At 65.2% G+C, this 14,273-nt stretch carries 13 protein-coding genes and 1 pseudogene; 5 read left to right on the top strand and 9 right to left on the bottom strand.

Annotation, left to right across the window (positions count from 1 at the left end; genetic code table 11):
- Window positions 1–22 precede the first annotated feature (22 nt).
- The gene (gene radA / locus B586_RS17890) at window positions 23–1,462 is read left to right on the top strand and encodes a DNA repair protein RadA (RefSeq protein WP_054879227.1); all 1,440 of its coding nucleotides are present in this window, start codon (window positions 23–25) and stop codon (window positions 1,460–1,462) included.
- 6 nt (window positions 1,463–1,468) lie between these two features.
- Entirely contained in the window at window positions 1,469–2,542 is a 1,074-nt protein-coding gene (gene disA / locus B586_RS17895; protein WP_047316727.1) for a DNA integrity scanning diadenylate cyclase DisA, read from the top strand.
- A 6-nt stretch (window positions 2,543–2,548) separates the two neighbouring features.
- On the opposite strand, the gene B586_RS17900 is transcribed toward disA, so the two are convergent.
- Window positions 2,549–3,343 (bottom strand): hypothetical protein, encoded by a 795-nt coding sequence (locus B586_RS17900; RefSeq protein WP_156166605.1) that lies wholly within the window; start codon window positions 3,341–3,343, stop codon window positions 2,549–2,551.
- 60 nt (window positions 3,344–3,403) lie between these two features.
- A complete protein-coding gene (locus B586_RS17905) occupies window positions 3,404–4,027 on the bottom strand; it encodes a carbonic anhydrase (protein ID WP_047316729.1) in 624 nt (207 codons plus the stop codon).
- Here B586_RS17905 and B586_RS17910 point away from each other — a divergent pair.
- Complete coding sequence (locus B586_RS17910) at window positions 4,026–4,919, top strand: HhH-GPD family protein (protein ID WP_047316730.1); 894 nt, start codon at window positions 4,026–4,028, stop codon at window positions 4,917–4,919. The two genes, B586_RS17905 and B586_RS17910, sit on opposite strands and share 2 nt — an antisense overlap.
- Window positions 4,920–4,925: 6 nt before the next feature.
- Here the strand turns inward: B586_RS17910 and B586_RS17915 are convergent, their stop codons facing one another.
- Window positions 4,926–5,696 carry an alpha/beta fold hydrolase gene (locus tag B586_RS17915; protein WP_047316731.1) on the bottom strand — a complete coding sequence of 257 codons (771 nt, stop codon included), beginning with the start codon at window positions 5,694–5,696 and terminating at the stop codon, window positions 4,926–4,928.
- 60 nt (window positions 5,697–5,756) lie between these two features.
- On the opposite strand from B586_RS17915, the gene mhuD reads away from it, so the two are divergent.
- Window positions 5,757–6,074, top strand: coding sequence for a mycobilin-forming heme oxygenase MhuD (gene mhuD, locus B586_RS17920; protein WP_047316732.1), 318 nt, complete (start codon window positions 5,757–5,759; stop codon window positions 6,072–6,074).
- The gene (locus B586_RS17925; RefSeq protein WP_054879226.1) at window positions 6,049–7,413 is read left to right on the top strand and encodes a Cpe/LpqF family protein; all 1,365 of its coding nucleotides are present in this window, start codon (window positions 6,049–6,051) and stop codon (window positions 7,411–7,413) included. Before mhuD ends, B586_RS17925 begins: the two co-directional genes overlap by 26 nt.
- Before the next feature lie 148 nt (window positions 7,414–7,561).
- Here the strand turns inward: B586_RS17925 and B586_RS22935 are convergent, their stop codons facing one another.
- The 6 genes and pseudogenes from B586_RS22935 to lysS form a co-directional block, all read right to left on the bottom strand.
- Window positions 7,562–7,978, bottom strand: coding sequence for a hypothetical protein (locus B586_RS22935; RefSeq protein ID WP_211141654.1), 417 nt, complete (start codon window positions 7,976–7,978; stop codon window positions 7,562–7,564).
- Window positions 7,979–8,228: 250 nt separating this feature from the next.
- Window positions 8,229–8,924 (bottom strand): annotated as a pseudogene (locus tag B586_RS22940) (PE family protein); the annotation flags it as partial.
- Window positions 8,925–9,039: 115 nt separating this feature from the next.
- Complete coding sequence (locus B586_RS22865; protein WP_082129620.1) at window positions 9,040–9,348, bottom strand: PPE domain-containing protein; 309 nt, start codon at window positions 9,346–9,348, stop codon at window positions 9,040–9,042.
- A gap of 50 nt (window positions 9,349–9,398) precedes the next feature.
- Window positions 9,399–11,945, bottom strand: a complete 2,547-nt coding sequence (clpC1, locus tag B586_RS17935; RefSeq protein ID WP_047316391.1) for an ATP-dependent protease ATP-binding subunit ClpC — start codon at window positions 11,943–11,945, stop codon at window positions 9,399–9,401.
- A 299-nt stretch (window positions 11,946–12,244) separates the two neighbouring features.
- Window positions 12,245–12,583 carry a histone-like nucleoid-structuring protein Lsr2 gene (gene lsr2, locus B586_RS17940; RefSeq protein WP_047316392.1) on the bottom strand — a complete coding sequence of 113 codons (339 nt, stop codon included), beginning with the start codon at window positions 12,581–12,583 and terminating at the stop codon, window positions 12,245–12,247.
- 115 nt (window positions 12,584–12,698) lie between these two features.
- Window positions 12,699–14,222, bottom strand: coding sequence for a lysine--tRNA ligase (gene lysS / locus B586_RS17945; RefSeq protein ID WP_054879225.1), 1,524 nt, complete (start codon window positions 14,220–14,222; stop codon window positions 12,699–12,701).
- Between the last annotated feature and the right edge of the window lie 51 nt (window positions 14,223–14,273).

Genomic DNA, 14,273 nt, shown 5'->3' on the forward strand with positions numbered 1-14,273 from the left:
ACCAGCCCGATACGGTCATCGCGTGGCTAATATGCGCTCGCAGTACCGCTGCTCGGAATGCCGCCATGTCACCGCTAAATGGGTGGGACGTTGCCAGGAGTGCGGTACCTGGGGCACCGTCGATGAGGTAGCCGTGCTCAGTGCGATCGGTGGTAGCGGACGTCGTTCCGCAAACCGGATTTCGCAAGCCGTTCCGATCAGCTCCATTGACCCGCACCGCACGCGACCGTGCCCTACCGGTGTCGACGAATTGGACCGGGTGCTCGGCGGCGGCGTGGTGCCCGGCTCGGTGACGCTGCTGGCGGGTGACCCGGGTGTGGGCAAGTCGACGCTGCTACTCAAAGTTGCCCACCGCTGGGCGCAATCCGGCCGACGTGCGCTGTATATCTCCGGCGAGGAATCCGCTGGCCAGATCCGGCTGCGCGCCGACCGGACCGGCTGCGGCAGCGCACAAGAGGTCTACCTAGCCGCCGAATCCGACCTGCACACCGTGCTAGATCACATCGCGACGGTCCAGCCTGCGCTGGTCATCATCGACTCGGTGCAAACTATGTCCACCACCGAAGCCGACGGCGTCGTCGGCGGTGTCACGCAAGTGCGTGCCGTGACGGCCGCGCTGACCGCCGCCGCCAAGGCCAACGGCGTTGCGCTGATTCTCGTCGGGCATGTCACCAAAGACGGGGCCATCGCCGGGCCGCGCTCGCTCGAACACCTCGTCGACGTGGTGCTGCATTTCGAGGGCGATCGCAATCACCCGATGCGGATGGTCCGCGGCGTCAAGAATCGATTCGGCGCCGCCGACGAAGTCGGGTGTTTCCTGTTGCGCGACGATGGAATCGACGATGTTGCGGACCCGTCGAATCTTTTTCTGGATCAGCGGCCGACACCGGTGGCCGGTACCGCGATCACGGTGACGCTGGATGGAAAGCGACCGCTCATCGGCGAGGTCCAGGCGCTATTGGCGACGCCATCCGGTGGCTCGCCGCGCCGCGCCGTCAGCGGGATCGACCACGCCCGGGCCGCGATGATCACCGCCGTCCTGGAAAAGCACGCCCAACTAACCATCGCGGTCAATGACGTCTACCTGTCCACCGTAGGTGGCATGCGGTTAACCGATCCGTCGTCAGATCTCGCGGTCGCGATCGCGTTGGCGTCGGCCTACGCGAACCTGCCGCTGCCCACCACAGCGGTGATGATCGGTGAGGTGGGACTGGCGGGCGACCTACGCCGAGTCAGCGGTATGGACCGACGCTTAACCGAAGCCGCGCGGCAGGGATTCACCACAGCGCTGATCCCAGCGGGTTGCGATACGGTGCCGCCGGGCATCCGCGCGCTGAGCGCACCCACCATCGTCGCCGCGCTGGAGCACATCGTCGACATCGCCGATCACCGCAGCAGTACCCCCGCGGAGCCACAACGGCTAGACGCTGCGGGGCCGGCGGGCCCGCGCGTAGCAGAATGACACTCTGTGACCCGTCCGACGCTGCGTGAGGCTATCGCCCGCCTAGCCCCGGGCACCGGGCTCCGGGACGGCCTAGAACGCATCCTGCGCGGCCGCACCGGCGCTTTGATCGTGCTCGGCCACGACGAGAACGTCGAGGCCATCTGCGATGGCGGCTTCTCCATCGATATCCGCTATGCGCCGACACGGCTGCGTGAGCTGTGCAAAATGGACGGCGCCGTCGTGCTGTCCACCGACTGGAGCCGCATCGTGCGGGCCAACGTGCAGCTGGTCCCGGATCCATCGATACCTACCGACGAGTCCGGCACTCGGCACCGTTCGGCGGAACGAGCCGCCATCCAGACCGGCTACCCGGTGATCTCGGTCAGCCACTCGATGAACATCGTGACCGTCTTCGTCGGCGGGGAGCGCCATATACTCGCGGACTCCGCGACCATTCTGTCGCGAGCCAATCAGGCCATCGCAACCCTGGAACGGTACAAGACCCGGCTCGATGAGGTCAGCAGGCAACTGTCCAGGGCGGAGATCGAGGACTTCGTCACGCTGCGCGATGTGATGACGGTGGTGCAACGGCTCGAGTTGGTCCGGCGCATCGGCCAGGTGATCGACTATGACGTCGTCGAACTCGGCACCGACGGACGGCAACTGCGGCTGCAGCTTGAGGAGCTGCTGGGCGGCAACGACGTCGCGCGGGAATTGGTGGTGCGCGACTACCACGCCAGCCCCGAGCCACAATCCCAAACGCAAATCGACGCCACCCTAGCCGAGCTGGACACCCTTTCGGACACCGAACTGCTCGAACTCACCGCGCTGGCGAAGGTCTTCGGATATCCGACGACAGCAGAAGCCCAGGACTCAGCGCTGAGCGCGCGCGGCTACCGCGCAATGGCCGCTATTCCCAGGCTGCAGTTCGCCCATGTCGATCTCCTGGTCCGGGCGTTTGGAACGCTGCAGGGCCTGCTGGCGGCCAGCTCTAACGACCTGCAATCGGTGGACGGCATCGGCGCGATGTGGGCCCGTCATGTACGAGAGGGGCTCTCACAGCTAGCGGAGTCGACAATCGCCGACCCGCTCAGCTAGCCGCGGTTACCCGCCGGAAGCGGGAGCATTGGCCGGCGGCGCCTCAGGCGGCGGCGCGAGCGCTGGCCCACCAGGTCCAGGCGGCGGTGGCGGCTGATTGAGGATGAACGGGACCGGCAGGGAGCGCAGGTTGCCCAGCTGTACGACGAGGTTGTAGGTCCCCGGCCCGATCGCTGGCCGCGGCAGCGGACAGTGCGGCGACGACCCCATCCCGGTCCAGGTCACCGCGGTCGTCACCTGCTCGCCCGGCGTGAAGGTTTTGACCAGGGTCTCGTTGGACGGCGCGCAGTCCAGGTTGGACCACAGCCGCTTGTTGTCCAGCGAGTAGACGTAGGCGGCCAGCACCGCGGCTCCGACATCGCGTTTGCAGGACACCAGCCCGATGTTGGTGACCACCATGGTGAATTTTGGCTGATCGCCAATGAAGTATTGGGGCGCGTTGGTCAGGCCTTTGACGGCCAGTGTCGAATCGGGGCAGTCATCGCCTTCCCTCAGCAGCGGCGGCGGTTGCACTGCGGCGGTCGGCGTGGCGGACTCCGGGTTTTGCCCCGACGGCGCTGCCGAGGGGTTGCCTTCCTGGCCGCTCGGGGGTGGCGCCTGGGGCGCCGCCGAGCCTGGATGGCTCAGCGCGGAGCCCGGTTTGTCAGCATTGGCAGGTTTGGCTCCGGCACTGCTGCCCACAACGGCAACGATCGCGGCGACCGCGATCGCGATCACGACGACGGTAATTCCCACGGCGAGTCCCCTGCGTCGCCAGTAGATCTCGGTAGGTAGCGGGCCACGCGGTTCCAGATCCAGCACATTCCCACCGTAGGGCCAGGTCACGTCGACGTGGTCGACCTGGCTCGGCGTGTCGCCAGGTCAGACTTCCTCACCGATGTTGCCGATGTGTGCGCGCAACGCCACCCGTCCGTCGGCGAGGTGATAGGTGACGCCGACGATCGCCAAGGTGCCCGCAGCCACCCGCTGCGCGATGGCCGTCGACCGGGACATGAGCTGCGCCACCGTCTCATGAACATGCCGTTCCTCGAACTCGTCGACACGAGTCAAGCCGTCGCGTCGGCCCAGCAGGATCGACGGCGCCACCCGTTCCACCACATCCCGCACGTAACCGCCTGGCAGATGGCCCTCGTTGATGGCCGTCAAAGCCGCCGTCACGGCGCCGCAGCTGTCATGCCCAAGGACGACAACGAGCGGCACGTCGAGCACCGTCACCGCATACTCGATGGAGCCGAGCACCGCCGAGTCGATGACATGGCCGGCGGTGCGCACCACGAACATGTCGCCCAGGCCCTGGTCGAAGACGAGCTCAGCGGCGACCCGGCTGTCCGCGCAGCCGAATATCACGGCGAGGGGCTTCTGGGCGGCGGCCAGGCTGGCCCGATGCTCGACGCTCTGGCTGGGATGCGCTGGCTGGCCAGCGACGAATCGCTCGTTACCCTCTTTGAGTGCTTTCCAAGCGGCTATCGGATTGGTGTTAGGCATGACACACATTGTGCCTGAGATAAGAATCCCGGCCGGCGGGCTGCTCGACTGGTACCAACAATCGCGCCGTGACTTGCCCTGGCGACAGCCCGGTGTCACCGCATGGCAAATCCTGGTCAGCGAGTTCATGTTGCAGCAGACGCCGGTGGCTCGGGTGTTGTCGATCTGGCCAGATTGGGTGCGACGCTGGCCCACCCCGTCGGCCACCGCCGCGGCCAGCGCAGCGGACGTACTACGCGCCTGGGGCAAGCTGGGCTATCCGAGGCGGGCCAAGCGTTTACACGAGTGCGCCACCGTCATCGCACGTGACCACGGCGATGCGGTTCCCGACGACGTCGATACCTTGCTGAGGTTGCCGGGCGTCGGCAGCTACACCGCACGAGCCATCGCGTGCTTCGCCTACCGTCAGCCGGTGCCGGTGGTGGACACTAATGTGCGTCGCGTGGTGGCCCGCGCCGTGCATGGCCGAGCCGAGGCCGGCCCGCCATCTGCAACGCGCGACCATGCCGACGTCTCGGCACTGCTGCCGGGCGAGGAAGCAGCGCCACAATTTTCGGTGGCGCTGATGGAGTTGGGCGCGATCGTGTGCACGGCGCGGTCGCCGCGATGCGGGTTGTGCCCACTCAATGAATGCGCATGGCGGCATGCGGGCTATCCGCCCGCCCAAGGGCCGGCGCGGCGCGTGCAGCAATACGCGGGAACCGACCGTCAGGTTCGCGGGCGGCTGCTGGATGTGTTGCGCGCCAAGGATTCTCCGGTTACCGGAGCCGAGCTGGACGTGGCCTGGCTAACCGATTGCGCCCAGCGTGACCGGGCGCTCGATTCGTTGCTTGCGGACGGCCTGGTGACCCGTACAACTGACGGCCGGTTCGCTTTGGCCGGCGAGGGCTGAGCGCCGTCAGGCACGCCCGGCGCAGCCCGCGAAGAAAGACTCGACAGCCTGCCGATATACCTGCGTTGCCTCATCGTGAATCAGATGACCAGCTTCGGGGACATGCAAGTAGGTTGTCCGACAAGCAGTTTTGGTCATGGCGAGCATCTGGCCGGGCGGCGTGACCGAGGTGCCCGCCTCAATCAGCAGCGCTGGCGACCGCACGGCAAGCCAGTGCTCCCAGTAGTCGCGGGTGCCCCACTCGGCGGCGATCTCGATCCATCGTGAAGTGTGACCATGCAGCTGCCAACCGGTGGAGGTGCGGTCAAAGGCATCCAGAAAATACTGACCGGCGACAGGCCCGAATTCATTGAATACCTGTTCGGCAGAGTCGAATTCGACCGGAAGACCATGCAACCAGGGCTCCCATGGACCGGTGCTGCGGCCACGAAAGTCTGGCGCCATATCCTCGACCACCAGGGCCGAGACCAAATCCGGACGTTCAGCGGCCAGACACCAGGAGTGCATGGCACCCATAGAATGCCCGACCAGCCGGGCCGGCACTCCCAACGTACTCACCGCATCGGCCAGATCGGTCACGAAGCGTTCGGTGCTGATCGGGTATGGATCGACGACGTCACGGCCCCGGTGCCACGGCGCGTCGTAGGTGTAAACGGTGCCCAGCTGGCTGAGCCACGGCAGCTGACGCGACCAGGTGCTACCCCGGCCCATCAGACCGTGGACCAGGACCAACGGTTCGCCGCGTCCGCCGCGGCAGGTCAACAGATTGGTGGGCACCCAACCATCTTGCCGTGACTAGCCGTCGTCGCCGGGCGGGGGCCGCGGTAGCCTAGCCGAATGCCAGTGGTGAAGATCAATGCAATCGAGGTACCCGCCGATGCTGGCCCCGAACTGGAAAGGCGGTTCGCCCACCGCGCGCATGCGGTCGAGAACTCTCCAGGCTTCCTCGGCTTTCAGCTGCTCCGCCCGGTCAAAGGCGAAAACCGATATTTCGTGGTGACACACTGGGAGTCCGATGAAGCATTCCAGGCGTGGGCGAACGGTCCCGCCATCGAAGCCCACGCTGGTCACCGTGCCAACCCGGTGGCGACTGGCTCGTCGCTGCTGGAATTCGAGGTTGTGCTGGACGTTGCCGCGACCGGCCAGACGAGCTAGCCGGCGCCTCGCACGACACCGCGCGGTGGCGGTAACTGCCACCGCCGCGCTGGTCGTGACCCTGGCGCCGGGTTGCTCCCGTTCTGCTGCCCCGCACGCGAACGCCGCGGATCCGGGACTGCGGATCGACACTAGGACTCCTCCCGGTGTACGTGCCCAGCAGACCATGGACATGCTCAACTCGGACTGGCCCATCGGCTCGGTCGGAGTTCGCACCCTCGCGTCGCATGACATGGTGGACTCGATCCGAACCACCATGGAAGAGCTATGGTGGGATCGTCCGTTCACCCTCGACGGTGTAGACATCAGCGCCAGCGTCGCAACGCTGCACCTCATTTCCTCCTACGGTGCACGACAGGACATCCGGATTCACACCGACGACGATGGCTGGGTTGATCGGTTCGACCTCAATACGCAGTCACCGTCGATCACCTCGTGGCACGACGTCGACGCCGTGCTGAGCAAGACCGGCGCCCGCTACTCGTACCAGGTCGCCAAGGTCGATAACGGTCGATGCGATCCGGTGCAGGGCACCAACACCGCCGAATCCCTACCGTTAGCATCGATTTTCAAGTTGTACGTGCTGCACGCCCTGGCGGATGCGGTCCGCAACGGCACGGTGTCCTGGGACGATCAACTAACCGTCACCGACAAGAGCAGAGCTGTAGGCTCTTCAGGTCTGGAATTGCCTCCCGGAGCACATGTTTCAGTTCGTACTGCCGCCGAGAAGATGATCGCCACTAGCGACAACATGGCCACCGACCTGCTAATCGACAGAATGGGCACGCAGGCCATCGAGGAAGCGCTCGTCACGGCCGGCCATCACGATCCGGCCAGCATGACTCCGTTCCCCACCATGTACGAGCTGTTCTCGGTGGGCTGGGGTCAACCAGATCTACGCAGCCAATGGAAGCAGGCACCCCAGCAACTGCGTGCCCAGTTGCTGCAGCAGGCGAATTCCACCCCCTACCAACCGGATCCAACCCGCGCCCACACCCCGGCCTCCAGTTACGGCGCGGAATGGTACGGCAGCGCCGAAGACATCTGCCGAATCCACGCGGCACTGCAAGCCGACGCCGTCGGCCAAGCCACACCCGTCAAACAGATTCTGTCCGCTGTCGCGGGTATCCAGCTGGATCGCAGCGAATGGCCGTATATCGGAGCGAAAGCCGGCGGCTTGCCCGGTGACCTCACCTTTAGCTGGTACGCCGTCGACAAGACACAACAGCCTTGGGTAGTCAGCTTTCAGCTGAACTGGCCCCGCGACCATGGACCGACCGTGACCGGCTGGATGCTCCAGCTCGCCAAGCAGGTGTTCGCGCTGTTGGTGCCGCGATAACGGTCTCCGCGGTAATGCAGGGCGCGGGGCGGCTGACCGGCGCGGCACGGCGAACAGTGCAACGGTCGTCAGTCTAAACCGCGCGCCGCTGCGGGATGTCAGCCAGGCAGGCCGGGTTGGCCGGGATCGCCCAGGCTGCCGTTCGAACCTAGCGCACCCACATCGCCGCCCTTGGCCTGAACGCCGTTAGTCCCGAATCCACCCAGGCCGCCTCCACCGGGCACGCCGCCCATGCCGGCAGCACCACCGCTACCGGCGGCCCCGCCAAGCCGGGAGCGCCCGCGTGGCCCTGCCACAGTCCGCCCGCCCCGGCGACGCCGCCGTTGCCGCCATCACCACCGGTGCCGCCGGTACCACCGGTGCCCCCGGTACCACCCATACCGCCCTTGCCGCCGGGCGCCGGACCTCCGGGGGGAATAACGGCGGCCGCGCCCGGACCGGTGACCTGCAGCACTTGCCCATTACCGCCGGTGCCACCGGTGCCGCCAGCACCGCCCTGCGCGCCCGCGCCGCCGACGCCGCCCTGACCGCCGAGGCCGCCGGCACCGCCATCGCCGACCAGCATCCGGCATGCCCACCGGCGCCGCCAGCACCGCCGGCCCCGCCGGTGCCCCGGTGGCGCCGGTGCCGCCGGTGCCACCCGTGCCGCCGATGCCGCCGGGATTGCCGGAGCCGCCGGTGCCCCCGGTGCCGCCGGTCTGTCCGGGGACCGTGCCGGGCAGACCCATTAAGCCGTCGAGTCCGCTGCCGCGAGGTTGTGCCGGCACCCCGGGCGCCGGATCGGAGACCGGGTTGACCCCGTCGACCCCGTGGGCGCCTTGGCCGCCGGGACCGCCAGGTCCGCCGTTGCCGAACAACCACGCGTTGCCGCCGGCACCACCGCCGCCGCCGGCCCCGCCCAGGGCGGCGGCGGCCCCACCGGCACCACCAGCCCCGCCATTGCCGAATAGCAGCCCACCGTTACCGCCGGCACCACCGAGCGCTCCGGCACCACCGGAACCGCCGGCCCCACCGTTGCCCCACAACCCCGCACTACCGCCGGGGCCGCCGACCACCCCGGCGGCCGTGCTAGCACCACCTGCTCCACCACTGCCGTACAACAACCCACCGGCCCCACCGGACTGGCCCACACCGTTAACGGTGGCCCCAGCCACACCGTCGCCGATCAACGGCCGCCCCAACATGGCCTCGGTGGGCGCGTTCACCGCGTTCAACACGGCCTGCTCGGCGTTAGCGACCTCGGTGCTCAAATAGGCTGCTGCACCCGAATTCATGAGCTGGACGAACTGTTGGTGAAACGCCGCCGCCTGCGCGCTCAGCGCCTGATACGCCTGCGCGTGTGCCGTAAACATCGCCGCGATGCTCGCCGACACTTCATCGGCGCCGGCGGCTAGCACACCAGTTGTCGGGGCCAGGGCCGCCGCACTCGCCGAATTGATCGCTGAACCAATACTCGCTAGATCCGCCGCAGCCGCCGCCACGAACTCCGGCGCCGCAACCACAAACGACATGGGCCACCTCTCGCTACGTTCAGACAGCCCAACGAACTGTCCCACTAGCTAGAAAGAACCAGGTCTGTAGCCTAGCGCCGCGGCGGCCCTTGTGCGAGGAAACTCCGCAACGATCTTACGGATCTGTTTGACGGTGCACACGGCACCAACTGCGACCTCCCGTAACCACTTCTGGAATGGCAGGGTCGCCGCGTCTCCGTCGCTGACGGACCGAACCACTCGCTTGCAACGCCGTTCGCACTTTCTCGAACGAACGGGGTATTTCAAACATCTCATTAGCCACGCGCTGCCACTCATTGGCGGCTGCCAACATCGCGTCAGGACACCGGCCGAAATATATCTCGGCGGAGTTGGCCTCCGGCAGTAACCCTGCTGGCAGCCACCAATAGAAGCTACTGCCCGTCGTTTGGGCGGCGAGCCGAATATGCCAGCGGCGCCGGCCCCCAACGACGCTAGCCGACCCGGATGGCTTGGCTACTGCTCGACCGGCCCAGGACCACCAGCGCTGTGCGCTCCGGCCTTGGCCAGATCGGGCTCGGCCGGCGGCTTACGGGCGCCAGTGAAGGTGAACTTCGCGTCCTCGCCCGGGCCTTCGCCATCCCAGTTGTCCACGTCGACGGTGACGACCTGCCCCGGCCCGACCTCCTCGAAGAGGATCTTCTCCGAGAGCTGGTCCTCGATCTCACGCTGGATGGTGCGACGCAGCGGACGAGCACCCAGCACCGGATCGAAGCCACGCTTGGCCAACAGGGCCTTGGCGTTGTCGGTCAGCTCCAGCGCCATGTCTTTGGCCTTGAGCTGGTTAGCGACCCGGCTGATCATGAGGTCGACCATCCGGATGATCTCGTCGCGGCTCAGCTGGTGGAAGACGATGATGTCGTCGATGCGGTTGAGGAACTCCGGGCGGAAGTGCTTCTTCAGCTCGTCGTTGACCTTCTGCTTCATCCGCTCGTAGTCGTTCTCACCGCCACCCTGGGTGAAGCCCAGACCGACGGGCTTAGAAATATCGGATGTCCCCAGATTCGACGTGAAGATCAGCACAGTGTTTTTGAAGTCCACCGTGCGCCCCTGCCCATCGGTGAGCCGCCCGTCCTCGAGCACCTGCAACAGGCTGTTGTAGATCTCCTGGTGCGCCTTTTCGATCTCGTCGAACAGCACCACCGAGAACGGCTTGCGCCGCACCTTCTCGGTGAGCTGGCCGCCCTCCTCGTAGCCGACGTATCCCGGCGGAGCGCCGAACAGCCGCGACGCGGTGAACCGGTCATGAAACTCGCCCATGTCGATCTGGATGAGCGCGTCGTCGTCACCGAACAAGAAGTTGGCCAGCGCCTTGGACAGCTCGGTCTTACCGACACCGGACGGGCCGGCGAAGATGAACGAACCCGACGGGCGCTTGGGGTCTTTTAGCCCGGCCCGGGTACGACGGATCGCCTTGGACACCGCCTTGACGGCATCCTCCTGGCCGATGATCCGCTTGTGCAGCTCCTCCTCCATACGGAGCAGCCGGGTGGTCTCGGCCTCGGTGAGCTTGAACACCGGGATACCGGTCCAGTTGCCCAGCACCTCGGCGATCTGCTCGTCGTCGACCTCCGCAACGACATCGAGATCGCCTGAACGCCATTGCTTTTCGCGTTCGGCGCGCTGCGCCACCAGAGTCTTCTCCCGATCCCGCAGGCTGGCCGCCTTCTCGAAGTCCTGGGCGTCGATCGCCGACTCTTTCTCTCGGCGGGCCTCAGCGATCTTCTCGTCGAACTCACGCAGGTCTGGCGGCGCGGTCATCCGGCGAATCCGCATCCGGGCGCCCGCCTCGTCGATCAGGTCGATCGCCTTGTCCGGCAGGAACCGGTCGTTGATGTAGCGGTCGGCCAGGGTGGCGGCGGCCACCATCGCCGAATCGGTGATCGACACCCGGTGGTGGGCCTCGTAGCGGTCCCGCAGGCCCTTGAGGATCTCGATGGTGTGCTCCACCGTCGGCTCGCCCACCTGCACCGGCTGGAAGCGGCGCTCCAGAGCGGCGTCTTTTTCGATGTACTTGCGGTATTCGTCGAGGGTGGTGGCGCCAATCGTTTGCAGCTCACCGCGGGCCAGCTTGGGCTTGAGGATGCTTGCCGCGTCAATCGCGCCCTCGGCGGCACCGGCACCCACCAGGGTGTGCAGCTCGTCGATGAACAGGATGATGTCGCCGCGGGTGTTGATCTCCTTGAGCACCTTCTTCAGACGCTCCTCGAAGTCACCGCGGTAGCGCGAGCCGGCCACCAGCGAGCCCAGATCCAGCGTATAAAGCTGCTTGTCTTTCAGCGTCTCGGGGACCTCGCCGTGCACGATCGCCTGCGCCAGACCCTCGACAACAGCGGTCTTGCCGACACCGGGCTCGCCGATCAGCACCGGGTTGTTCTTGGTGCGCCGGCTCAGCACCTGCATCACCCGCTCAATTTCCTTTTCGCGGCCGATGACCGGATCCAGCTTGCCCTCCATCGCGGCAGCCGTCAGGTTGCGGCCGAACTGGTCGAGAACCAAGGAGGTAGAAGGCGAGCCTGACTCTCCTCCCCGACCACCGGTACCCGCTTCGGCAGCTTCCTTGCCCTGGTAGCCGCTCAGCAGCTGGATCACCTGCTGACGCACCCGGGTTAGCTCGGCGCCGAGCTTGACCAGCACCTGGGCGGCCACGCCCTCCCCCTCCCGGATCAGGCCCAGCAAAATGTGCTCGGTGCCGATGTAGTTGTGGCCGAGCTGCAGCGCCTCACGCAAGCTCAGCTCAAGAACCTTCTTGGCACGGGGCGTAAACGGGATGTGCCCGGACGGCGCCTGCTGGCCCTGGCCGATAATCTCCTCGACCTGGCTGCGAACACCTTCGAGTGAAATCCCCAGCGACTCCAACGATTTCGCCGCGACGCCTTCGCCTTCGTGGATCAGGCCCAACAGGATGTGCTCGGTGCCGATGTAGTTGTGGTTGAGCATCCGGGCCTCTTCTTGCGCCAGGACGACCACCCTGCGGGCACGATCGGTAAATCTTTCGAACATCGGCGGTTACCTGCTCTCCCTCACCATCAATACAACCCGCTATCGGCCCCGTGGGGCCGGAACCGTGTACCTGCCGTCCACTGTAATGGTCGGCCGGCCAGGGTTCCTAACCTTGGTCGTTCCCGGTGGCTTGAAGTATCTGAGCCTTCAGCCCTACGACATCAGGGCCTTAACATCAGAAACGAGGAAAACCGCCGAATCGTTTCCGCCAGCTGCTGGCGATTAGTTCGCCAGCAGCGAAAGCGACAAAAGCACCGATGCCCGGGCCCTTAAGGGCCCGGGCATCGGTAAGCAACTTGTTAGGTCGCCGCGTGGAATGCGTCGATGACGTCAGCCGGAATACGGCCACGAGTCGACACATTGTGCCCGTTCCGACGAGCCCATTCCCGGATCGCCGCGCTCTGTTCGCGATCCATCGCCCCACGGCCACGTCCAGAACTGGAACGTCCTCGCCGCCGACCGCCGACGCGGCGTCCGGCAGACACCCATTGCCTCAGATCGCCGCGCAGTTTCGCGGCATTCTTGTTCGTAAGGTCGATCTCGTAGGTTACCCCGTCAAGCCCGAATTCGACCGTTTCGTCGGCGGCGCCCGCACCGTCGAAATCATCGACCAAGGTGACGGTCACTTTCTTCGCCATTATCTTACCCTCGCATTTCTTCCTGAGCAGTTGCTGAGCAGTTTGGAACAACATCCCCGGGTACTAATCTGCCATAAGAACGCCGCATACTCAATCTCGACACAACACGAACTGTTCAGTTGGAGTGCGGCCGAACAATCGGGAACAAAACAGTCTCCCTAATTGACAGTCCGGTCAAAGACATCAACAACCGGTCGATACCCATTCCAGTTCCGGTGCATGGCGGCATCGCGTACTCCAGTGCGGCCAGAAAATCCTCATCGAGTGCCATCGCCTCATCGTCCCCGGCGGCTGCAGCGCGGGCTTGTTGACCAAATCTTTCCCGCTGCACGACAGGATCGTTTAATTCGGAGTACCCCGTGGCCAGTTCAACGCCCCGCAGGTAGAGATCCCATTTCTCGGTCACTCCGGGGATGCTTCGGTGCTGGCGGGTCAAAGGCGTTGTCTCCACCGGAAAATCCTTGACAAATGTGGGCGCGCTCAGGGTGTTACCCACTGTGTGTTCCCATAGTTCCTCGACGAGTTTTCCGTGTCCGTAGCTGGGCTTGTCAAGAATCTCTGGGCCAATCTCGGGGCCAAGACGATCCGCGATGGCTCGCAGCCGATCGACCGTCGTCTGCGGCGTGATCTCTTCACCCAGCACAGCCGACAGGGACGGATACATTTGTATCGTCGCCCATTCTCCATCTATGTCGTAGACGCTGCCGTCGGGCAGCGGTAGTTGTCTGGTCCCGATCGCCTCGTCGGCCACCTCTTGAATAAGCTCTCGAGTGACGACCGCCGAATCGTCATAGGTTCCGTAGGTCTGATAGGTCTCGAGCATGGAGAATTCCGGGGAATGCGTAGAATCGGCGCCTTCGTTTCGGAACACTCGATTAAGTTCGAAGACCTTGTCGAAACCACCGACGATGCATCGCTTGAGGAACAGTTCAGGTGCGATCCGCAGGTACAGATCGATGTCCAGGGCATTGGAATGTGTGGTGAACGGCCGGGCCGCCGCGCCACCGGCCAGTGTCTGCAACATAGGCGTCTCAACTTCGAGAAACCCGCGCCGTTCTAACGCAGTCCGTATCGCACGGATAACGGCGATCCTCTGACGAGCTACCGTTCGCGCTTGCGGGCGGACAATCAGGTCGACATAACGCTGTCGCACCCGCGACTCTTCACTCATCTCCTTATGCGCGACCGGCAGCGGCCGCAACGACTTGGATGCCATCTGCCACGAATCGGCAAGAACTGATAACTCGCCGCGACGTGAACTGATCACGTTCCCGTGCACATAGACGATGTCGCCAAGATCGACATCGGCTTTCCACGCGTCGAGCGCTTCGGAACCAACCTTGTCGAGGCTGATCATTACCTGCATGTTGGTGCCGTCACCGTCCTGCAGTGTCGCAAAGCACAGCTTCCCCGAATTACGCGCAAATATCACCCGACCCGCGATCCCAACAATGTCATCGGTGGCGGAGTCGGTTGCCAGGTCGGGATAGGCGGCGCGAACCTGCGCCAGGGTATGAGTGCGTTCGATGGCGACCGGGTACGGGTCGCGTCCCTGGGCCAACAGACGAGCACGCTTATCCCGGCGAATCCGAAACTGCTCAGGAAGAGCCTCGTCGGTTTCCGGCGGGTCGGCGTTCACGACGTGCCAGCTTAAATGACCTCACACCGGCACTGTTCGGTGGCGTCGAGC

It is taken from the genome of Mycobacterium haemophilum DSM 44634 (assembly GCF_000340435.2).
Classification (GTDB): Bacteria; Actinomycetota; Actinomycetes; order Mycobacteriales; family Mycobacteriaceae; genus Mycobacterium; species Mycobacterium haemophilum.

What these genes read in the sequence shown, in the direction of transcription:
- B586_RS17910 (WP_047316730.1), top strand. Translation starts at nt 4,026, where the DNA reads ATGACACACATTGTGCCTGAGATAAGAATCCCGGCCGGCGGGCTGCTC.
- B586_RS17905 (WP_047316729.1), bottom strand. Translation starts at nt 4,027, where the DNA reads ATGCCTAACACCAATCCGATAGCCGCTTGGAAAGCACTCAAAGAGGGT.
- mhuD (WP_047316732.1), top strand. Translation starts at nt 5,757, where the DNA reads ATGCCAGTGGTGAAGATCAATGCAATCGAGGTACCCGCCGATGCTGGC.
- B586_RS22935 (WP_211141654.1), bottom strand. Translation starts at nt 7,978, where the DNA reads ATGCTGGTCGGCGATGGCGGTGCCGGCGGCCTCGGCGGTCAGGGCGGC.
- clpC1 (WP_047316391.1), bottom strand. Translation starts at nt 11,945, where the DNA reads ATGTTCGAAAGATTTACCGATCGTGCCCGCAGGGTGGTCGTCCTGGCG.
- lsr2 (WP_047316392.1), bottom strand. Translation starts at nt 12,583, where the DNA reads ATGGCGAAGAAAGTGACCGTCACCTTGGTCGATGATTTCGACGGTGCG.